Annotated in this window: 19 protein-coding genes and 1 other annotated feature (1 of these 20 only partly in view); of the genes, 9 read left to right on the top strand and 10 right to left on the bottom strand. The window is 37.4% G+C overall.

All coding sequences use genetic code 11. The annotated features are described in order from the left end of the window. Nucleotides 1–20: 20 nt before the first annotated feature. Entirely contained in the window at nt 21–761 is a 741-nt protein-coding gene (locus tag ACF3N8_RS02320; RefSeq protein ID WP_009383286.1) for a cyclase family protein, read from the top strand. 139 nt (nt 762–900) lie between these two features. On the opposite strand, the gene ACF3N8_RS02315 is transcribed toward ACF3N8_RS02320, so the two are convergent. From ACF3N8_RS02315 to rpmH, 9 genes are all read right to left on the bottom strand, one after another. Beyond that, nucleotides 901–2352, bottom strand: coding sequence for a carbon starvation protein A (locus tag ACF3N8_RS02315; protein WP_009383284.1), 1452 nt, complete (start codon nt 2350–2352; stop codon nt 901–903). 148 nt (nt 2353–2500) lie between these two features. Further along, nucleotides 2501–3664, bottom strand: coding sequence for a chromate efflux transporter (gene chrA, locus ACF3N8_RS02310; protein WP_009383282.1), 1164 nt, complete (start codon nt 3662–3664; stop codon nt 2501–2503). 21 nt (nt 3665–3685) lie between these two features. After that, entirely contained in the window at nt 3686–3988 is a 303-nt protein-coding gene (locus tag ACF3N8_RS02305; RefSeq protein ID WP_009383280.1) for a PadR family transcriptional regulator, read from the bottom strand. Between the two features lie 116 nt (nt 3989–4104). After that, nucleotides 4105–4941, bottom strand: a complete 837-nt coding sequence (gene noc / locus ACF3N8_RS02300; RefSeq protein WP_009383278.1) for a nucleoid occlusion protein — start codon at nt 4939–4941, stop codon at nt 4105–4107. A gap of 33 nt (nt 4942–4974) precedes the next feature. Next, on the bottom strand, nt 4975–5697 hold the full coding sequence (rsmG, locus tag ACF3N8_RS02295; protein ID WP_238093974.1) for a 16S rRNA (guanine(527)-N(7))-methyltransferase RsmG: 723 nt from the start codon (nt 5695–5697) through the stop codon (nt 4975–4977). Beyond that, complete coding sequence (gene mnmG / locus ACF3N8_RS02290) at nt 5698–7575, bottom strand: tRNA uridine-5-carboxymethylaminomethyl(34) synthesis enzyme MnmG (RefSeq protein WP_238093976.1); 1878 nt, start codon at nt 7573–7575, stop codon at nt 5698–5700. Nucleotides 7576–7599: 24 nt separating this feature from the next. After that, the gene (mnmE, locus tag ACF3N8_RS02285) at nt 7600–8979 is read right to left on the bottom strand and encodes a tRNA uridine-5-carboxymethylaminomethyl(34) synthesis GTPase MnmE (protein WP_009383272.1); all 1380 of its coding nucleotides are present in this window, start codon (nt 8977–8979) and stop codon (nt 7600–7602) included. A 145-nt stretch (nt 8980–9124) separates the two neighbouring features. After that, on the bottom strand, nt 9125–9469 hold the full coding sequence (gene rnpA, locus ACF3N8_RS02280; protein WP_009383270.1) for a ribonuclease P protein component: 345 nt from the start codon (nt 9467–9469) through the stop codon (nt 9125–9127). Nucleotides 9470–9687: 218 nt separating this feature from the next. Further along, nucleotides 9688–9825, bottom strand: coding sequence for a 50S ribosomal protein L34 (gene rpmH / locus ACF3N8_RS02275; RefSeq protein WP_000240855.1), 138 nt, complete (start codon nt 9823–9825; stop codon nt 9688–9690). Between the two features lie 520 nt (nt 9826–10345). On the opposite strand from rpmH, the gene dnaA reads away from it, so the two are divergent. The 7 genes from dnaA to gyrA all read left to right on the top strand — a co-directional run bounded on the left by dnaA (nt 10346) and on the right by gyrA (nt 19896). Further along, nucleotides 10346–11698 (top strand): chromosomal replication initiator protein DnaA, encoded by a 1353-nt coding sequence (dnaA, locus tag ACF3N8_RS02270; protein ID WP_009383267.1) that lies wholly within the window; start codon nt 10346–10348, stop codon nt 11696–11698. Between the two features lie 176 nt (nt 11699–11874). After that, a complete protein-coding gene (gene dnaN / locus ACF3N8_RS02265; RefSeq protein ID WP_009383266.1) occupies nt 11875–13008 on the top strand; it encodes a DNA polymerase III subunit beta in 1134 nt (377 codons plus the stop codon). Between the two features lie 120 nt (nt 13009–13128). Further along, nucleotides 13129–13806, top strand: a complete 678-nt coding sequence (locus tag ACF3N8_RS02260; protein WP_009383265.1) for a thioredoxin domain-containing protein — start codon at nt 13129–13131, stop codon at nt 13804–13806. Nucleotides 13807–13933: 127 nt separating this feature from the next. Next, nucleotides 13934–14167: a S4 domain-containing protein YaaA gene (gene yaaA / locus ACF3N8_RS02255; RefSeq protein ID WP_193765448.1), complete on the top strand. Its 234-nt coding sequence runs from the start codon at nt 13934–13936 to the stop codon at nt 14165–14167. Next, nucleotides 14164–15273: a DNA replication/repair protein RecF gene (recF, locus tag ACF3N8_RS02250; RefSeq protein ID WP_009383263.1), complete on the top strand. Its 1110-nt coding sequence runs from the start codon at nt 14164–14166 to the stop codon at nt 15271–15273. The genes yaaA and recF overlap by 4 nt, the downstream gene beginning before the upstream one ends. Before the next feature lie 11 nt (nt 15274–15284). Continuing rightward, on the top strand, nt 15285–17213 hold the full coding sequence (gyrB, locus tag ACF3N8_RS02245; RefSeq protein ID WP_193765447.1) for a DNA topoisomerase (ATP-hydrolyzing) subunit B: 1929 nt from the start codon (nt 15285–15287) through the stop codon (nt 17211–17213). Nucleotides 17214–17250: 37 nt separating this feature from the next. Next, entirely contained in the window at nt 17251–19896 is a 2646-nt protein-coding gene (gyrA, locus tag ACF3N8_RS02240) for a DNA gyrase subunit A (protein WP_009383261.1), read from the top strand. Between the two features lie 62 nt (nt 19897–19958). On the opposite strand, the gene ACF3N8_RS02235 is transcribed toward gyrA, so the two are convergent. Further along, a complete protein-coding gene (locus ACF3N8_RS02235) occupies nt 19959–20768 on the bottom strand; it encodes an NAD(P)H-hydrate dehydratase (RefSeq protein WP_009383260.1) in 810 nt (269 codons plus the stop codon). Between the two features lie 268 nt (nt 20769–21036). On the opposite strand from ACF3N8_RS02235, the gene hutH reads away from it, so the two are divergent. Further along, a complete protein-coding gene (hutH, locus tag ACF3N8_RS02230; RefSeq protein WP_392450168.1) occupies nt 21037–22536 on the top strand; it encodes a histidine ammonia-lyase in 1500 nt (499 codons plus the stop codon). Nucleotides 22537–22589: 53 nt separating this feature from the next. Continuing rightward, nucleotides 22590–22716 (top strand) — a binding site (T-box leader) (it continues 71 nt past the right edge of the window).

Below are 22716 nucleotides of genomic sequence, written 5' to 3'. Positions count from 1 at the left end.
GAGAGAAAGGAGGGTTGCCCATGACATATCCTTTGTGGGCGCAACTCGAAACGTTAAAATCACATAAGTGGGTCGACCTTACCCACACTTTTCACAGCGATATTCCTCACTTCCACGCGTTTGACGGTGCAAAAGTCGACGTACCCTTTACGGTAGATAAAGATGGCTTCTTTGTACAAGAATGGTCGCTTGTGACACAATATGGCACGCACATTGACGCACCCATTCATTTCGTAAATCAAAGACGTTATCTGCATGAACTCGAGTTACAAGAGCTTGTGCTACCTTTAATCGTACTTGACTTCTCAAAAGAGGTTGCTGTAAATGCGGACTTCATATTAACGAAAGATCACATAGTTGCGTGGGAAGCGGAACATGGTGAGATTGAAGCGGGAACGTTCGTCGCATTTAGAAGCGACTGGTCGAAGCGCTTTGGTGACGCTGACCGCTTTGAAAATAAGGACGCTGAAGGAAACCAACATTTACCTGGTTGGGGACTTGATGCTTTGAAGTATCTATTTGAAACACGTGGCGTTAAAGCAATTGGCCATGAAACATTTGATACGGATGCATCGGTCGACATAGCGAAGAATGGCGATATTGTTGGTGAACGTTATGTGCTTGGTCTTGATACATTCCAAGTTGAATTACTTACGAATCTCGATCAATGCCCGACACGCGGTGCAATTATTGGAACGATTAGTCCAAAGCCAGATAAAGCGCCTGGCTTCCCGGTTCGTGCGTTTGCGATTGTGCCTTAGATAAAAATTACGCTACATGATAGGTTAACCTGTCATGTAGCTTTTTTGTGTTTGGTTTGTTTGGTTACTTTGAAAAGCGTACAGGTACTTGCCCCCATTTTCATAAAGAAAAAGCCTGGACTTAAGTCCAGACTTAAAATTAAGCTAATGATTGATGTGGAATTTGATAATCAAGTTCAAATGCTTTACCTGACGTGTTCTTCTTATATTGGTACATGAAGAAGGCAATCCATAATAACGTGAGCACGACGGCTAGATAATAACTCATCGTTAAATCGAGACCGAAGCCTATAGGTTGACTGAGAATATACGTGAAGATGTTCCAAGTCATGAATGTCGCTGGAATCATTGAAACGATGAAATTCTTCTTAGCTAACATGAGGTACATCGTGCCGACCCAAAGTGCAACGGTTGCTGTCGTTTGATTCGCCCATGAGAAGTAACGCCAAAGTAACATAAAATCAACTTGTGTTAAGATGAAACTCATGATGAATAATGGACCTGCAACGATGAATCGTTTCCAAATCTTACGTTGGCCAAGGTTAATGTAATCTGCAATTATCATACGCGCACTTCTAAATGACGTGTCACCACTCGTGATAGGTAGGATAATAACACCCAACACCGCGAAAGTACCGAATACGGAACCTAATAGAAGTGTTGAAACTTTACTTACAACTAGCGCCGCTTCACCTTTAGCGAGCACTTCTTGAAGGCCACCATAGCTACCGAATAAACTCATCGCTGCTGCAGCCCAAATCATTGCGATGATACCTTCAGCGATCATCATACCGTAGAAGATAGGACGTGCATTCTTCTCATTATTTGTCGTTCTTGAAATAATCGGTGACTGCGTCGCATGGAAGCCTGATAATGCACCACACGTAATCGTAAAGAATAGTAACGGAATTACGGGTGCGTTTTTAGGGTGCATGTTCTCGAGTGTGATTTCTGGAATCGGCGCACCTGTTTGAATCAGTCTAAAACCGACACCTAAAGCACTTATAACAAGTAATGCGCCGAAGATCGGATACACTTTACCGATAATCTTATCGATTGGTAACACTGTAGAAAGAATGTAGTAAACAAAGATTAGGAAAATTATAACGCCTAAAGCGATTTTGCCATCTACTAAGTTATGTAACAATAACGCTGGACTTGTGACAAATACTGTTCCTGTTAAAAGTAAAAGCAATAATGTAAATATGTTTACAAAGTGCTTCATGAGTTTGCCTAGAAACTTACCCGCTAATTCAGGTAGATGCGCGCCTCGGTTACGGATGGAAATCATACCTGTTAAGTAATCATGAACGGCACCTGCGAAGATACAACCCACTACAATCCAGATAAAAGCGACAGGTCCATATAGAGCACCCATAATAGGTCCAAAAATAGGTCCTACACCTGCAATGTTGAGTAGTTGGATGAGTGAATTTTTCGTCGTTTTCATTGGTACGAAATCGACATTGTCTCGTTGATCATGTGCTGGGGTTGGTCGTTGATTTTTAGGACCAAACATCTTATCAATGTATTTCCCGTAAGTAAAATAACCCAAAATAAGTAGTACGATAGAGACAATAAACGTTATCACATAAACCCCTCCCCTAAAATCGTGTAAACGCTTTCTCAAACTCTATCATAAATCTATTTTCACAAAATTGCCACATTAAATTTATGAAAATGAAAATTGTTGGAGAATTAGAAAAACCCTCCACTTAGTAGTGGAAGGTTACTTGATGTTAATAAAAGGCGATTCCGATGACTAAACCGATAAGTACGATGGCCCATGATGGGAACTTAAAATACATCAATAATGCGAATAGTAGTGCTGCAAAGCCAAAGTCCATATTCGTCTTGATTGTAGACGTCCATATAGGTGTGAAGAAAGCTGTGATTAAAATACCAATAACCCCTGCGCTTACGCCTTTTAAGACGGCTTTAACGTGATGATTGTTTTTCACAGCATCCCAAAACGGTAAAATGCCGAATAATAGTAAGAACGCTGGCAAGAATATCGCGATGGTTGCGAGTAAACCACCTGGAATACCTGATATAGCTGTACCAAGGTATGAAGCGAACGTAAATAAGGGGCCTGGTACGGCTTGTGCTGCACCATAACCTGTAATAAACGTATCTGCGTTCATCATGCCGCTCGGTACGAGTTCTTGTTGAAGTAGTGGTAAAACAACATGTCCACCACCAAATACCAATGCACCTGAACGATAGAAACTATCAAACATTTTAACCCAATGTGAGTTTGTCATTGAACTCATAATAGGAAGTATAAACAATAATATAAAGAAGAGTGATAATGACACTATTCCTAAAGATTTAGGTAAGTGAAATAACTTAGAATCGCCCTTTTCAGAAGTGTCAATTTCATCTCTTAAAAAGAAAAATCCGATAATACCTGCTATAGCAAGCGCTATGATTTGAATCATAACGTGATTGATAAGTAACGTCATTAAAAGAACAAATAAAGCAATGAGCTTTGTTTTCTTAGTTTTATTAAGCTTCTTACCCATACCTATGATCGCTTGTGCTACGATAGCGACCGCAACTAATTTCAAACCTTGAATCCATGTAAATTCTTGATTTGAACTTGAAAAGATTAATGCAAATAACATGAGAACGATGACTGAAGGTAAAGTAAATCCAATGAATGATACAATACCACCCATTAGACCTCCCCTAGCCGTCCCGATACCGATACCAACTTGACTGCTTGCTGGTCCTGGCAAGAACTGACATAAAGCTACTAAATCTGTGTAGGACTTTTCATCAAGCCACTTTCGTCTTTTTACATACTCGTCATAGAAATAACCTAAGTGCGCTGTCGGTCCCCCAAACGACATTAGTCCTAACTTAAAAGATATTACGAATATCTCAATAAGCCGCTTCAATTTTGTATCCCCCTCGTTTAATTAAACTTCTTGAATGAGTTCTTTCAATTTAGCCTTACTTTCCTCGAGAAACAAAATGCCATCATTGGTAATCTCGTAATACTTGCGATTATGACCATTCACTGTACGTGTTTCTGATTTAAGTAAGCCTTCTTTTTCCATTGTGTGAAGTATTGGATAAAGCGTACCTGAACTCATTTGATAACCATGTTCTTCGAGTTCCGCCTTCATCCAACTACCATAGATTGCTCCTTCCTTCGCATGATGCAAGATATGAATATAAATAAATCCTAGGAAAAGCTTGCGATGTAATTTCGAACGCATAAAATCAAACCTTTCTAATATCGAAAACCGATATCGCAATTCGATAATAGCATTATTAATCAATTGCTACAATAAAAAAGCTACTTTCAGAATGTTGAAAGTAGCTCACTTAAAGTTTATTTTTTATAAACGCGAATTTTAATTTCATAGTAGTCCTGATGTTCTTTCTCTCGTTGTTCAAGCTTCAAGCCTGAAGCCTTGATTTGATCAATACTTTTCGTAATTTCATCACGAGCTTCATTTAAGTCTTTCGTGAACTGAAAAGATTGTGCTTTGACTTTTTCAGGACCAGTTTTTTGTTTCACACGGTCTTCGGTTTGTTTAACATTTAGCTTTTGCGAAATGATGATTTTTACCATTTCTGCTTGTTCTTCTTTGGATAAATTTAGGAGCGCTCTTGCATGGCGTTCTGTAATTTTGCCCTCTCGTAATGCTTCGATAACTTGTTCGCTTAATTTAAGCAGTCTCAGTTTATTTGCGATAAAGCTTTGACTTTTACCAAGACTTTTCGCAAGTTCACTTTGTGTCGCATTTCCAAACTCTAATAACTTCTTATAAGCTTCCGCTTCTTCAACAACAGACAAGTTCTCACGTTGAATATTCTCAATTAACGCGACAACTGCTGTTTCTTCGTCATCAAGTGGTCTAATAATCACATCTGCATACGCCATTTGGTTCATTTGTAGTGCACGAAAACGACGTTCACCTGCGATGATTTCGAACATACCTTCTTCAATTGGTCTCACTACAATGGGTTGTAATAAGCCATGGGTCTTGATGGAATCAGCCAATTCTTTAATTTTAGCTGACTCAAACGTCTGTCTCGGTTGATAGCGGTTTGGTACGATGCGTTCAATGCTTATCGATTCTACATTACTATATACTTCTTCTTTAGATACAGGGCTAATTTCTTTATTTTTTAAACCAAATAATTTAGAAAAAGGTTTTTTCATATTTCATTCGCTCCCTCTAACGCCTTTTGAACCTTATTCTTTTTCTAGTAAAGGTGATTTATTAGGTGTTCCAGGCTTTCTAGGATATTTCTTCGGTGTTTTACTTCGTTTATCAATCATAATCATTTGTCTTTCGCCAGCATCTTCTGGTAATTCAAAGTGATGAATCTGATTAACTTTCCCGCCTAATATACCTATAGCAAATCGTGCATCTTCAAGTTCCTCTAAACCTTTAGAAGATTTAAGTGACACAAACTGACCGCCTTTTTTAACTAGAGGTAAGCATAATTCGGAGAGCACAGATAATCTAGCAACAGCCCTTGCTGTAACAATATCAAAAGACTCACGGTAGTCTCCCTTACCAAAACTTTCAGCACGATCATGCACAAAGTTAACACCTTCTAATTCTAACGCATTTGCTAACTGATTTAAAAACTGAATACGCTTGTTTAAAGAGTCAACGATCGTAACGTGAATTTCAGGAAACACAATTTTCAAAGGGATGCTAGGGAACCCTGCCCCAGCACCAACATCACATAAATGTACGGGCTCCTTTAAATCCATATAGAAGCCTGCTGTAATTGAATCATAGAAATGCTTTAAATAAACATCGTGCTCTTCAGTAATGCTCGTTAAATTTACCTTTTCATTCCATTCAACCAACATTTTAAAATACATTTCAAACTGTGATTTTTGTGTTTCATTTAATTCGATACCTTCTTTAGATAACTGATCCTGTAGCCAATTAACACTCATCTATTGATTCACCCTTTGAATTTTACCTTGTTCTAAATAAACAAGTAAGATTGAAATATCTGCAGGATTAACACCTGAAATACGTGAAGCTTGTGCAATATTTAGCGGTTTAACTTCAGCTAATTTTTCACGCGCTTCTGACGCAAGACTGTCGACTTTGCTATAATCCATGTCTTCTGGAATTTTCTTGTTTTCCATACGTTTCACTTTATCAACTTGTTGAAGTGATTTGCTAATATAACCTTCGTACTTCGTTTGAATTTCAACTTGTTCTTCTACATCATCACTTAAATGTGATGTTTCTTCTAAAATATCTAAAATTGTCGCGTAGCTCATCTCAGGACGTCTTAATAATTCAATGGCTAAGATACCGTCTTTTAAGCGTGAACCACCTTTAGATTCAATGATTTCTTGTACACGTTCTTTAGGTTTAATACGAATATCAGTTAAACGTTTAATTTCGTCCTCAATTTGACGGCGTTTTTCGTTGAAGTTCTCATAGCGCTTTTCAGAGATAAGACCAAGCTCATAACCTAAGTCAGTTAATCGTAAATCAGCGTTATCATGACGTAATAGTAAACGATATTCTGCTCTTGAAGTTAGTAAGCGATATGGCTCGTTGGTACCTTTAGTTACAAGGTCATCAATTAACACACCGATGTAAGCATCTGAACGGCTTAAGATCACTTCTTCTTTACCTAACACACGACTCACTGCGTTAATACCTGCCATGATACCTTGGCCTGCCGCTTCTTCATAACCAGAAGTACCATTGATTTGACCTGCTGTATATAAATTTTTAATTTTCTTCGTTTCAAGCGTTGGCCATAATTGAGTTGGTACAATCGCATCATATTCAATCGCATAGCCAGCACGCATCATATCTGCACGTTCAAGACCTGGGATCGTCTTAAGCATTTCACGTTGCACATGTTCTGGAAGACTTGTAGATAAACCTTGAACATATACTTCGTTCGTATTGCGACCTTCAGGCTCTAAGAATAGTTGATGACGTGGTTTGTCATTAAAGCGTACGAATTTATCTTCAATAGAAGGACAATATCTTGGTCCAGTACCTTTAATCATACCTGAATACATCGCTGATAAGTGTAAGTTATCATCAATTACTTTGTGCGTATCACCATTTGTGTAAGTTAACCAACATGGAAGCTGGTCTAAGATATATTCTGTAGTTTCGTAACTGAATGCACGTCCTACATCATCACCAGGTTGAATTTCAGTCTTACTATAGTCGATAGATTTAGAGTTCACACGTGGTGGTGTACCAGTCTTAAATCGAACTGTTTCAAAACCAAGTTCACGTAAATGATCGGCTAACGTAATAGATGGTAACTGATGGTTAGGCCCACTTGAATATTTAAGGTTACCTAAAATAATTTCTCCACGTAAGAACGTACCCGTTGTTAAAATAACTGCCTTAGAACGGTACTCTGTTCCGACATTAGTTTTAACACCTTTAATTTCATCGTCTTCGATAATCAGTTCGTCTACCATACCTTGCATAAGGTCTAAGTTATCTTCATCTTCAATCACGCGTTTCATTTCTTGTTGGTATAAAACTTTATCTGCTTGAGCACGTAACGCACGTACTGCAGGTCCTTTACCTGTATTAAGCATACGCATTTGAATGTGCGTTTTATCAATCGTCTTAGCCATTTGGCCACCTAAAGCATCAAGTTCTCTTACCACAATACCTTTAGCTGGTCCCCCTACTGATGGGTTACATGGCATGAATGCTGTATTATCTAAATTTATTGTTAACATTAACGTTTTAGCACCTCTGCGCGCTGAAGCTAGTCCTGCTTCAATACCAGCGTGTCCGGCACCAACAACGATTACATCATAATTTTGTGTCATTCTCAGTTTTCACTCCTTTATATATTATTTTCCTAAACAGAATTGACTAAATAGTTGATCGATTAGTTCTTCACTGGCTGATTCACCTATGATTTCACCTAGAATTTCCCAAGTTCTTGTTAAATCGATTTGTACCATGTCCATTGGTACGCCCATTTCTGCAGCATCAATGGCATCTTGAATGCTATTTCTTGCTTGTTTTAATAATGAAATGTGTCTTGAATTAGAAACGTATGTCATATCTTGGCTTTGTACGTCGCCACCAAAGAATAAATCACGAATCTGAATTTCTAATTCATCGATACCACGTTGTTCTAACATGGATGTTTCAATTAATGGCATATCGCCTATCATACGCTTAACCTCATCTAAATCAAGGTTTTGCTCAAGGTCAGTCTTATTAATAATAACGATAGCATCTTCGTTTTTAACGACTTCATACAATTTGCGATCTTCTTCAGTTAAAGCCTCATTATAATTAAGTACAAATAAAATGAGGTCAGCTTCACTAAGGGCTTTTCGAGAGCGTTCCACACCAATACGCTCAACAATATCTTCAGTATCACGAATGCCTGCTGTATCAACGAGTCTCAATGGTACACCTCTAACATTCACGTACTCTTCTAAGACGTCTCGTGTTGTACCTGCTACCTCCGTTACGATAGCTTTATTATCTTGAATTAAGTTGTTAAGCATGGAAGACTTCCCGACGTTTGGTTTACCAACAATTACAGTAGATAAACCTTCACGCATGATTTTACCTTGCTGCCCTGTCTCTAATAAAGCATCGATTTCTTTCTTGATCGCTTTAGATTGCGTCACAAGGAATTCGCTCGTTGCATCTTCTACGTCGTCATACTCAGGGTAGTCTATATTTACTTCAATTTGTGCGAGAATCTCTAGAATTGTTTGACGTTCCTTTTTAATAAGTTCGCTTAATCTACCTTCGATTTGGTTCATCGCGACTTTAGAGGCACGGTCAGTTTTAGAACGAATAAAGTCCATAACTGCTTCAGCTTGTGACAAGTCGATACGACCATTTAAGAAAGCACGTTTCGTATATTCACCAGGCTCCGCAATTCTGGCACCGTGCGTCATTGTTAATTCTAATACGCGATTAATTGTTAAGATGCCCCCGTGACAGTTAATTTCTACGATATCTTCTCTGGTAAAAGTCCTAGGCGCTCTCAGAACAGATACCATAACCTCTTCAACAACTTCGTCTGTTTCTGGGTCTATAATATGTCCGTAATTAATCGTATGTGTTTGAACATCTTTTAATTGTTTCTTACCTTTATATAATTTATCTGCAATTTCGACTGCATCTTGACCTGACATTCTTACGATGCCGATAGCACCCTCCCCCATTGGGGTCGATATACTTGTAATTGTATCTAAATCCATAGTACTTTCTCGCCTCCTTAACTTATATGAACTAATTAAAAGCGAACGTTTTATAAAAGCGCTTGATAACAATGATTAAGTCGGTTAAGGTTAGACTTCGGTTTGTCTTAAGTAAGACTGGCTTCCGTCTAAATCCCCTACCCTTTTATATCTTTTTATTAAATAAGCGTGCAATTTTTAAAACATGTTCTAAGCTTTTTTGAATTTCATTAACTGACATTTTATTAGCTGGAAATCTAGCAATTACGATGATGTCTTTCGAATGAAGATTATGTTTATGAACTTTAAAACATTCTCTTATCGAACGTTTAATTCGATTACGTACAACAGCATTACCTAACTTTTTGGAGACGCTAATACCTAATCGAAAATGATCACATTCCGGGTTTTCTCTCATATAAATAACAAATTGTCGATTTGCGACTGATTTACCCTTTCGATAAATGAGTTGGAAATCGCGATTCTTTTTAATACGATATGCTTTTTCCATCTTAATTCACTCGTTTCTCTTACATCTTTCAAGTCTCATTATATTCCAATATAAAATCAAAAAAAAGACCACTGATATGCCAGTGATCTCAGACTAAATAACAAATGAGCATCATCTGCAGTTGATGCTCAATCAAATCGTCATAACAGCTTGCCGACTACTGAAATGACTTGATACTAATGAGAGCACACATAAGTGTATCTCTTTATAAGTTCGTCTTATGCAGAAAGAACTTTACGGCCTTTACGACGACGACGCGCTAATACTTTACGGCCGTTCTTAGTGCTCATGCGTTTTCTGAAACCATGAACTTTACTGTGTTTACGTTTATTTGGTTGATACGTACGTTTTACCATTAAAATACACCTCCATAAAGTTTGTTGTTATCTAACGTTAGTTAATAGATAAGATTGATATACCAATTTAATTTTCTGAAAGATCTTGATTTTATATCAATGAAATAGCCATATTTCAAGCAACTACTAAAATATAACAAATTACCGTCTATAAAGCAAGATAAAATTTCTCTTCTATATATAATAAAGTTATCCACTTATTCACATTAGAACTTAATTATTTTGTGGATAAAAAATTTTGTTCACAAGCTTATTATAATTTTAGGAACATATTCACAGCCATTTGACATGTCTCATTGTGAAAAAGTATAATGATGTGGATAAGTAGTTTAACACTTGTTATATCTGAGTTTATATCACTACAATTATATACAAAATACTGTGCATAAATCATAGTTGTGTTATACTTACCCACAGAATGTGACTAACCTGTGGATAATTATCAACATGCTGTGATTCTTTTTATCCACGCATGAGAATTATGTGTATAACTAAATTTACAAGGAAGATGGAATTTATTATGTCAGAACAAGAAATTTGGGATAAAGTTCTCCTTCACGCTAAAGAAGAAATCAGCGAAGTTAGTTATCAAACGTGGCTGAAAGATACAGAACTTTACACATTACGTAATGATGAAGCCATTATCGTAACCGAAAGTCCTTTTATTGCAAATTGGCTCAAGCAACATTATCTTCAGATCATTGAACAGTGTTTATACAAATCGACAGGTCATGAATTAAAACCAATATTCATCACACGCGATGACATTAGTGATCTTGAAAGTGTTCAGCAAGCCCACCAGAAAGAAGAATCAAAAGAAGCTTTAAATGAAGGAAACGGTGCTCAAGGTGAAGAGCAATTCAATATCAATAACACATTCGAAACGTTCGTTATTGGACCTGGCAACCGCTTCCCACACGCCGCAAGTCTCGCTGTTGCAGAAGCACCAGCGCAAGCTTACAATCCTCTATTTATATATGGAGGCGTTGGGCTCGGTAAAACGCATCTTATGCATGCCATTGGTCACTACGTCCTAGCGAACAATCCGGATGCCAAAGTACTTTATACTTCAAGTGAGAAGTTTACAAACGAATTTATTAAATCAATTCGTAACAACCAAACTGAGGCTTTCCGTGAAAAGTACCGTAATATTGATATCTTATTAATTGATGATATTCAATTCATTCAAAAGAAAGAACAAACGCAAGAAGAATTCTTCCATACGTTTAATGATTTACATCAAGCCAATAAGCAAATTGTAATCTCAAGTGACCGACCGCCAAAGGAAATTTCAACGTTAGAAGAACGCTTGAGATCACGATTTGAATGGGGATTAATCGTGGATATTACACCGCCAGATTACGAGACTCGAATGGCAATCCTACAGAAGAAAACAGAAGAAGAAAATTTAGACATCCCGCTAGAGGCCCTTACGTATATCGCTAACCAAATTCAATCCAATATACGTGAGCTCGAGGGTGCTTTAACACGCGTGTTAGCGTACTCCAAGTTGCAAAATAAACCAATTACGACTGAACTTACAGCTGATGCTTTAAAAGACATCATCCAGTCACCAAAATCAAAGAAAATCACTATACAAGATATACAGAAAGTTGTAGGCCAGTATTACAGTGTTCGCTTAGAAGACTTTGCAGCTAAAAAGCGTACGAAGTCCATTGCATATCCTAGACAAATTGCAATGTATTTAGCACGAGAACTTACAGATTTTTCATTGCCTAAAATCGGTGAAGAATTTGGAGGTCGAGATCATACGACAGTCATTCATGCGCATGAAAAAATTCGAAATGACATCTTAAATGATCCTACTTTTAAACAAGAAGTAGAAACGTTAGAAAAGGATATTCGTAACTAAAATGTGAATCGTGTTGATAAGTCATACACACCATCAACAAGTTATCCACACTTTAAAATTCCGAATTGCTAAAGACTTATTAAAGTTATCCACGAATCCACAGCCCCTATGACTATTACTACGAATTTAAAACCTATATAATATATATAAACGACTGGAAGGAGTTTAGAATACTAATGGAATTTTCTATTCAAAGAGATTATTTCTTAAATCAATTAAATGACACACTAAAAGCCATCTCACCACGTACGACATTACCAATTCTAACTGGTATTAAAATCGATGCGACGAGTGACAAAGTTATACTTACAGGTTCAGACTCTGAAATTTCAATTGAAATCGCTATTCCTAAAGAGCAAGATGGGGAAACGATTGTAGACATCGCTGAAACAGGTTCAGTTGTATTACCTGGACGTTTCTTCGTAGATATTGTTAAGAAATTACCTGGTAAAGAAGTTAAATTATCAACAAACGAACAATTCCAAACATTAATTACTTCTGGTCTTTCAGAATTTAACTTAAGTGGTTTAGACCCTGATCAGTATCCATTATTACCTGAAGTTTCCCGTGATGACGCGATTCAGCTACCTATCAAAGTACTTAAGAATGTTATTGCTCAAACGAATTTTGCAGTGTCCACCTCAGAAACACGCCCTGTATTAACAGGTGTTAACTGGCTTATACAAGATAATGAATTAATATGCACTGCAACCGATTCTCACCGCTTAGCTGTCAGAAAGCTTAAACTTGAAGATGAAACTAACGAAGATAAGAATGTCATCATTCCAGGTAAAGCTTTAGCTGAATTAAATAAAATTATGAGTGACAGCGATGACAACATTGATATTTTCTTTGCATCAAACCAAGTTTTATTTAGAGTCGGTAATGTAAACTTTATTTCACGTTTACTTGAAGGTCATTATCCAGATACGTCTAGATTGTTCCCTGAGAACTTTGAAATTAAATTAGGTATTAATAACAGCGATTTCTATCATGCGATTGATCGTGCATCATTACTTGCTCGTGAAGGCGGTAATAATGTTATTAAATTAAGTACTGGTAACGAATTAGTTGAATTATCTTCAACTTCTCCAGAAATTGGTACTGTTAAAGAGGAAGTTACAGCAAGCGATGTTGAAGGTGGTAATCTTAAGATATCGTTTAACTCTAAGTACATGATGGATGCTTTAAAAGCCATTGATAATGACGAAGTTGAAGTGGAATTCTTCGGTACTATGAAACCATTTATTCTTAAACCAAAAGATGATGACTCAGTAACACAATTGATTTTACCTATCAGAACATACTAATACACCGCATATTTAAAAGGGGTGAGGCTAAAGGAGGTCTCACTTCTTTTTATTTATGAGAAGAAAAAATAATATTCTTAACGTATAATTATATAGAGAGTACTTAAAAGAGGTGTCAAAATGTTGAAGGGTAAAACAAATAAATTTTTTATGATTCTAACGTTATTTGTAATCGCGATGATTTTAATCACAGTGTTTCTATTATTTCAAAATAAAACTCAGAATCACTCAGCGAAAGAGCTTTTCGATAAGGTAAAAGATCATCCAACCATGGGGCATAAAGATGCTAAAGTTAAGGTGGTTGAGTTCGGTGATTATACGTGTCCTTACTGTAAAGCTTTAAACGCGGATATTAAAAAGCATCTTTACAAGGATTTCGATAAGAAAGATGTATCGTTTACATATGCAACACGTTCGGTGCATGGAGAGGTTTCTGATCTAGGAAATCGTGCGATGCATGCTGTACATATTAATGCGCCTGACAAATATTGGGCATTTCATCAAGCTATGTTTGATAAGCAAACCGATGAAGCACCTGAATCTTGGATGAATGAGAAGACGATTCAACAAGTATTGAAGTATATTGGTGTGAGTGAATCAAAGCGTCAAAAAATTCAAGATGCGTATCAAAACCCTAAAAGTGAAGCACAAGCTAAGCTTGATCAAGATAAAATTCTTGCTGATGAACAGAACGTCAAGCAAGTGCCAAGTGTCTTTGTAAACGGGCACAAAGTTGAAAATGGCACGGATTATAAACAGATTAAAGCTCAAATCAATAAGGAGCTTAAACAAAAGTGATGTTTTTTACGAATAACGAAATTGTGGTAAAATTTTCACTTTAAAAACATCGCTTAAATCGTACGCTAACACATGAAATTTAGCCTAAAAAAAGGTATAATATAGGAGTGAGTACGATTAGAATGGAGTGATAAATTTGGCTACAGAAATTGTTGTAGAAGGTGACATAACTTTAGGTCAATTTCTAAAAAATGAAGGCATAATAGAATCAGGTGGTCAGGCTAAATGGTTCTTAAACGAATTCGAAGTTTTCTTAAATGGCGAACTCGAAAATAGAAGAGGTAAAAAGCTTCATGATAATGATTTAATTGAAATCCCTGAAGTCGATTCATTTAAAATCATTCATGAAGGTGAACGATGAAATTAAACACACTCCAATTAGAGCATTATCGAAATTACGAATATGTCATGCTAGATTGTCATCCCGAGGTTAATATTTTAATCGGTGAGAACGCTCAAGGTAAGACAAATCTCTTAGAATCTATCTACACATTAGCTTTAGCAAAGAGCCATCGTACAACGAATGACAATGAACTCATTCGTTTTAATAAAGAGTATGGTAAAATAGAAGGGGAATTGTCTTATCGCCACGGGGTGATGCCTTTAACCATGTTTATCACAAAAAAAGGTAAGAAAGTTAAAGTAAATCACATAGAACAAAGTCGTTTAACAAAGTACATAGGTCACTTGAATGTCGTATTATTTGCGCCTGAAGACTTAAACATTGTCAAAGGTTCACCTCAAATAAGACGACGTTTTATTGATATGGAACTTGGTCAAATTTCTGCACTTTACTTAAATGATTTATCTCAGTATCAGCGCATACTTAAACAAAAAAATCATTACTTAAAGAAATTACAAATAGGTAAGACAGACGATACAACGATGCTAGAAATATTAAACCAACAGTTTGCTGAGTATGCCCTCAGTGTAACGAGACGACGCCAACGTTTTGTGGATGAGCTTCAAAAATTAGCGAAGCCGATTCACAGTGGCATTACGAATAATCAAGAGACACTTAGTTTGAAGTATCAACCAAGCGTTAAGATCGAAGCGGATGACGAAGCAACACAATATGAAGCGTTGCTTGAAACGCTTAATAATCACATAACTAAAGAAAAAGAACGTGGTGTATCTGTTATTGGTCCGCACCGTGATGATTTAAGCTTTAACGTAAATGGCATGGACGCTAAAACATATGGCTCACAGGGCCAACAACGCACAACTGCATTATCAATAAAGCTTGCTGAGATTGAATTAATGAATCAAGAAGTCGGCGAATACCCAATTTTATTACTAGATGATGTATTAAGTGAGCTCGATGATTCAAGACAAACGCATTTACTAACAACAATTCAACATAAAGTTCAAACGTTTGTGACGACGACATCTGTTGATGGCATAGACCATGAAATTATGAAACATGCGAAGTTATATCGAATTAATCAAGGTGAAATTATGAAGTAGAGAAAGTGAAGGTGGAACTATTGAAAGACAATAACAACACGGAAAGTTATGGTGCAGGACAAATACAAGTCTTAGAAGGACTTGAAGCGGTTAGAAAACGCCCAGGTATGTACATTGGCTCGACTTCAGAAAAAGGATTACATCACCTCGTATGGGAAATTGTTGATAACAGTATTGACGAAGCACTCGCAGGTTACGCTTCAGAAATTACAGTCACAATTGAGAAAGACAACTGGATTAAAGTTACAGATAACGGTCGTGGTATTCCTGTAGACATCCAAGAGAAAATGGGCCGTCCAGCTGTAGAAGTTATTTTAACGGTATTACACGCTGGTGGTAAGTTCGGCGGCGACAGCTATAAAGTATCAGGTGGTCTACACGGTGTAGGTTCATCTGTAGTTAACGCGTTATCAGAAGACTTAGAAGTTTATGTATACCGTAACGAAACCGTATATCATCAAGCTTATAAAAAAGGTGTTCCACAATTTGATCTTAAAGAGATTGGCGATACATCTTTAAACGGAACGACAATCCGTTTTAAAGCTGACCCTGAGATCTTCCAAGAGACTACGACGTATCAATACGAAACGTTACAGAACCGTATTCGTGAACTAGCATTTTTAAATAAAGGGATTTCTATAACGCTAAAAGATGAGCGTGAGGAAGAAGAACGTGAAGATAATTACTACTATGAAGGTGGTATTAAGTCTTACGTTGACCTTTTAAACGAGAATAAAGACCCGTTACATGAATCACCTATTTATGTTCATGAACAACGTGAGGATGTTGAAGTTGAAATTGCACTTCAATACAACCGCGGCTACGCTACAAACCTATTGACGTATGCGAATAATATTCACACTTATGAGGGTGGTACACACGAGGATGGCTTTAAACGTGCGTTAACGCGAGTGTTAAATAGTTACGGTCAAAAGAATCGCCTTCTCAAAGAGGATAAAGAGCGTTTAACTGGTGAAGATACACGTGAAGGTTTAACAGCAATTGTTTCAATCAAACATGGTGATCCTCAATTCGAAGGACAAACGAAAACGAAGCTCGGTAATTCAGAAGTACGACAAATCGTTGACAGAGTCTTCTCAGAGCTCTTTGAACGTTTCCTAATGGAAAACCCTCAAGTTGGAAAAATTATCGTTGAAAAAGGGCTCATGGCTTCTAGAGCACGTATCGCTGCTAAGAAGGCGCGTGAAGTGACACGACGTAAATCTGGTTTAGAAGTATCTAACTTACCAGGTAAATTAGCGGACTGTTCTAGTAAAGATCCTTCAGAGAGTGAGATTTTCTTAGTAGAGGGTGACTCTGCCGGGGGGTCTACGAAACTAGGCCGTGACTCAAGAACACAAGCAATTCTACCACTTAGAGGTAAGATACTTAACGTTGAAAAGTCACGTCTTGATAAAATCTTAAATAACAACGAAATTCGCATGATGATCACAGCGTTTGGTACAGGCATTGGAGAAGATTTCGATATTTCTAAAGCGAGATATCATAAGATCGTTATTATGACAGATGCCGACGTTGATGGAGCGCATATTAGAACATTATTACTTACGTTCTTCTATCGCTTTATGCGTCCACTTGTTGAAGCGGGTTATATTTATATCGCGCAGCCACCGTTATATAAATTAACGCAAGGTAAACAAAAGTACTACGTGTTTAATGATCGTGAGCTCGATAAGCTTAAATCCGAATTAAAACCGACACCTAAATGGTCTATTGCACGTTATAAAGGTCTTGGTGAAATGGATGCTGATCAACTCTGGGAAACTACTATGAATCCTGAACACCGTTCAATGCTTCAAGTTAAGCTTGAAGATGCGATTGAAGCGGACCAAACGTTTGAAATGCTCATGGGTGACATCGTTGAAAATAGACGTCAGTTTATTGAAGACAATGCAGTATACGCAAACTTAGATTTCTAAAGTTAGAATTTGAAGATGAATTAAGGAGGATATCTTGATGGCTGAAATACCTGAATCAAGAATTAATGAACGAAATATAAGCAGTGAAATGCGTGAGTCATTTTTAGATTATGCGATGAGCGTTATCGTTTCACGTGCATTGCCAGACGTTAGAGATGGTTTAAAGCCGGTTCACCGACGTATTTTATACGGTTTAAATGAACAAGGTATGACGCCGGATAAACCTTATAAGAAGTCCGCACGTATTGTCGGTGATGTAATGGGTAAGTATCACCCTCATGGTGACTCATCTATCTACGAGGCTATGGTACGTATGGCTCAGGATTTCAGTTATCGTTATCCACTTGTTGATGGACAAGGTAACTTTGGGTCTATGGACGGCGATGGTGCCGCAGCAATGCGTTATACTGAAGCGCGAATGACAAAGCTCACGCTTGAATTACTGCGTGATATTAATAAAGACACGATCGACTTTATCGACAACTATGACGGCACGGAAAGAGAGCCGTCAGTCTTACCTGCTCGTTTCCCTAACCTTCTTGTTAACGGTGCGTCAGGTATTGCGGTAGGTATGGCAACGAACATACCACCTCATAATATGACTGAAGTTATTGATGGTGTTTTAAGTTTAAGTTATAACCCTGATATTACTATTTCAGAGCTTATGAACGATATTCAAGGTCCAGATTTTCCTACTGCGGGGCTTATTCTCGGTAAAAGTGGAATTAGACGCGCTTATGAAACTGGACGAGGCTCTATTCAAATGCGTGCTAAGGCAGAAATTGAATCACGTGGAAATGGTCGTGAAAGCATCGTCGTAACTGAAGTACCGTTCCAAGTGAACAAGGCGCGTATGATTGAAAAGATTGCTGAACTTGCTCGTGATAAGAAAATCGAAGGTATCACAGACTTACGTGACGAAACAAGTTTACGTACTGGTGTACGTGTTGTAATCGATGTTAAAAGAGAAGCGAATGCGAATGTCGTATTAAACAATCTTTATAAATTAACTCCACTACAAACGTCATTTGGTGTGAATATGATTGCTTTAGTTAACGGCAGACCACGCTTAATTAACTTAAAACAAGCTTTAGAATCTTATCTTGAACATCAAAAAGTCGTTGTACGTCGTAGAACTGAATACAACCTTAGAAAAGCCGAAGACCGTGCACATATCCTTGAAGGTTTACGTATCGCGTTAGACCATATCGATGAAATCATCTCAACAATCCGTGAATCTGAAACAGATAAGATTGCGATGGATAGCCTGCAAGAGCGCTTTAAATTATCTGAACGTCAAGCTCAAGCTATTTTAGATATGCGTTTAAGACGTTTAACAGGCTTAGAGCGAGATAAGATTGAAGACGAATATAATCAACTTATTGAATATATTAAAGAGTTAAAGGCTATCTTAGCTGATGAAGAACTCTTACTTAATATCGTTCGAGAAGAACTTGAAGAAATTAAAGAACGCTTTGGTGATGAACGTCGTACTGAAATTCAAATAGGCGGCATTGATCACATTGAAGACGAGGATTTAATTCCTGAAGAGCAAATCGTGATTACATTAAGTCATAATAATTACATTAAGCGTTTACCAGTGTCTACATATCGTGCGCAAAATCGTGGTGGTCGCGGTGTGCAAGGTATGAATACGCTTGAAGAAGACTTTGTAAGTCAGCTTGTAACGCTGAGCACGCATGATCACATCCTATTCTTCACGAATAAAGGTCGCGTGTATAAACTTAAGGGTTATGAAGTACCAGAACTCTCACGTCAGTCTAAAGGTATTCCTATTGTGAATGCTTTAGAAATTGAAAAAGACGAAGTGATCAGTACCATGATTGCTGTTAAAGACTTAGATAAAGAAGATGATTATTTAGTCTTTGCGACAAAACAAGGTATCGTGAAGCGTTCACGTTTAAATAACTTCTCTCGCATTAATAAGAACGGTAAAATAGCAATTAGTTTTAAAGACCACGATGAGTTAATTGCGGTAAGACTTATCGATGGCAACCAAGATATTCTAATTGGTACTAAACACGCGTCATTGATACGTTTCGACGAATCAACGTTACGACCTCTCGGACGTACTGCGGCAGGTGTAAAAGGTATTACACTTCGTGAAGGTGATATGGTCGTCGGCTTAGACGTTGCACATAAAGAAAGCGATGACGAAATTCTTGTTGTAACTGATAAAGGTTATGGTAAGCGTACTAACGTAAATGAGTATCGTTTATCTAATCGTGGTGGTAAAGGTATTAAGACAGCCACGTTAACTGAACGTAACGGAGATATTGTATGTATTACGACTGTTAGTGGCGATGAGGATCTCATGATTGTAACGAACCTAGGCGTTATTATCCGCCTTCAAGTAGAAGACATTAGTCAAACAGGTCGTGCGACTCAGGGTGTGCGTCTTATCCGATTACAAGATAACCAATTCGTATCTACTGTAGCAAAGGTCAAAGAAGACGACGATATTAAAGGTGAAGATGATTCGGAATCTGAAGACGACAATGATGTTTCTAAAGAACAAGTACTTGAAGATGAAGCACCAGGAGATGTTATCAAAACTGAAGAAGCGGATAGCGATTCAGAGGAACGCATCGAAGTCCGTAAAGACTTCATGGATCGTGTAAACGAAGATATCGAAAATAGCGATAAAGACGACGAATCTTAATTTCATATTATAAAAAAGACAGGCTAGAACATCACCTTGTTCTAGCCTGTCTTCTATTTTAATTAGTCTTCTAAACGTTTCATTGCGTAAGGAATTTCATCAATTAGGTTTGAAGGCGGTACAACATACATACTTTTTGATAATTCTTCTCCAATATAACTGTGTGTATACGTCGCACTTGTAACCGCATCGTCGTTTTCAAATTGGCCTACAAAGCTTGTAATCATACCTGCTAAAGTATCACCCATGCCACCTGTTGCCATTGCTGGGCTACCAATTTGTAATTTATATTCGCCTTCTTGGAAGAAAATTTCCGTGCCGTGCTTTTTAAGCACTACAGTCGCGTTTAGACGGTCGACCGCTTCACGGTTACGTTCATACGTTTGTTCTTCAATCGGAATACCACTTAGACGTTCCCATTCTTTTTGATGTGGTGTGTAAATCACATGACACGCAGGAATGTCTGGTTTCAGTTTACTAATGATTGAAATTGCGTCACCGTCAATAATTAAAGTTTGATGAGGTTGAATGTTTTGTAATAAGAACGTGATTGCATTGTTACCTTTAAAGTCACAACCTAGACCTGGTCCAATTAAGATACAATCCGTTGCTTCAATATGCTTCGTTAATTTTTTAGTATCGTTGATATCAATAACCATGGCTTCAGGACAATTTGCATGTAATGCTGGGTGGTTAGTCGGATGCGTTGCTACAGTAATTAATCCGCTTCCACTATTCACACATGCACGAGCTGCTAACATAATAGCGCCACCTAAATTGCTATTTCCGCCGATGAGTAAAATTCTGCCGTAATCACCTTTATGCGTTTCCTTTTTACGTTTGGGTATGCTAACAGTGGATAAGATTTCCATACGAAAGCCTCCTTATATCCATGATTTAACAAATACTTATAGATAACTGTAAGAACTTTACATTCTCTAAAAGATTCATTAATGATTATATTTGCACCAAATACAATAAGATATATTATACCTGTACACAGGTTAAGTCAATAAGCAATTTCTTTACCCCTTTAAAATACTAATTCAATACCATGTTACGGATTTCACGAACTTTATTGTTTCCCCTATTTTCTAAGCGTATACTTTTAATAAGAGAGAAAAATAAGGGGGATTATATATGGCATTACAACTATCAGGAGCTAACTTATCTATAGAAGACATTCGTGTATTTTTAAAAGACAATCAAAAAGTATCTATCACTGAAGACGCACTAGAACGCGTTAAGAAGAGCCGTGAGATTGTTGAAGGTATTATCGCTAATAAAGAGACGATTTATGGTATCACAACAGGTTTCGGCTTATTTAGTGATGTTTTAATAGAAGGTCATCAAACCAACCAATTACAAATGAATTTAATACGTTCTCATGCATGCGGTATGGGGAAACCATTTTCACAAGAAGTATCGTTAGTAATGATGGTGTTGCGTTTAAATACTTTATTAAAAGGCCATTCAGGTGTAACAACGGACTTAGTCGATCAACTCATATACTTTATCAATGAACGCATTATTCCTATCATTCCAAGTCAAGGCTCTTTAGGAGCGTCAGGAGATTTAGCACCTTTATCTCACCTTGCACTAGCACTAGTAGGTGAAGGTCGTGTCCATTACAAGGGAGAAGATTTAGACAGTCGGGAGGTCTTAAATCGCCTTAATAGAGAGCCTCTTGTGTTAAAAGCCAAGGAAGGCCTAGCACTTATCAATGGAACACAAGCTATGACTGCTCAAGGTGTTATTAACCACATAGAAGCTACAGCTCTCGGATATCAGTCTGAATGGATAGCTGCACTTACACATCAAGCACTAAATGGTATCACGGATGCATACAATGAGAACGTACATAAGGTACGTAACTTTAAAGAACAAGTAGAAGTTGCAGCGCGCATGCGTGACTGGTTAAAGGGGTCTCAGTTAACGACGCGTAAAGGTGAAGTACGTGTACAAGATGCCTATACGTTACGTTGTATCCCTCAGATTCACGGTGCAAGTTTTCAAGTATTCAATTACGTAGCAGAAAAACTAGAGCATGAAATGAACGCTGCGAACGATAATCCACTTATCTTTGAAGACGGTGATGAAACACTTGTGATTTCAGGAGGTAACTTCCATGGTCAACCTGTAGCATTCGCATTAGACTTCCTTAAAATTGGAATTAGTGAGCTTGGTAACGTTTCAGAACGTCGTTTAGAGCGTTTAGTGAACCCTCAGCTTAATGGTGAATTACCAGCTTTCTTAAGTCCTGAGCCAGGTTTACAAAGCGGTGTAATGATCATGCAGTATGCGGCAGCGTCACTCGTTTCAGAGAATAAGACACTAGCTCATCCTGCGAGCGTCGATTCTATTCCTTCATCAGCTAACCAAGAAGATCACGTATCCATGGGTACGATTGCGTCACGTCACGGATACGATATGCTTGAGAACACACGACGTGTTCTTGCAATAGAATGTATCATCGCGTTACAAGCTGCTGAATTAAAAGATGCGTCATTATTATCTCCTAAAACAAAAGCACAGTTCGATACCTTACGTGAAGTTGTACCTTCAATCACTGAAGATCGTCAATTCCATAAAGATATCGAAAATGTGGCAAATTATTTAAAAGAACAAGCTTACCTATAATATTTCTTGAATTTTGAGAAATCTTTTGGTATATTAAAATTAACTTAATAAACTTATTATTGTTTTGTGGAATAAGTAATATTGTGTATTTAAATTCAGAGAACTTGTGGTTAGTGCGAACAAGCATTTAAACATAATATGAATCTACCCACGTTAAGATGAACAATCGGTTTAACCGTT

The sequence above is a fragment of the Staphylococcus massiliensis genome (genome assembly GCF_043186315.1).
Lineage (GTDB): Bacteria > Bacillota > Bacilli > Staphylococcales > Staphylococcaceae > Staphylococcus > Staphylococcus massiliensis.
Note: the sequence above shows the minus strand (reverse complement) of the source record. Positions and strands in the feature narration are given on the sequence as shown.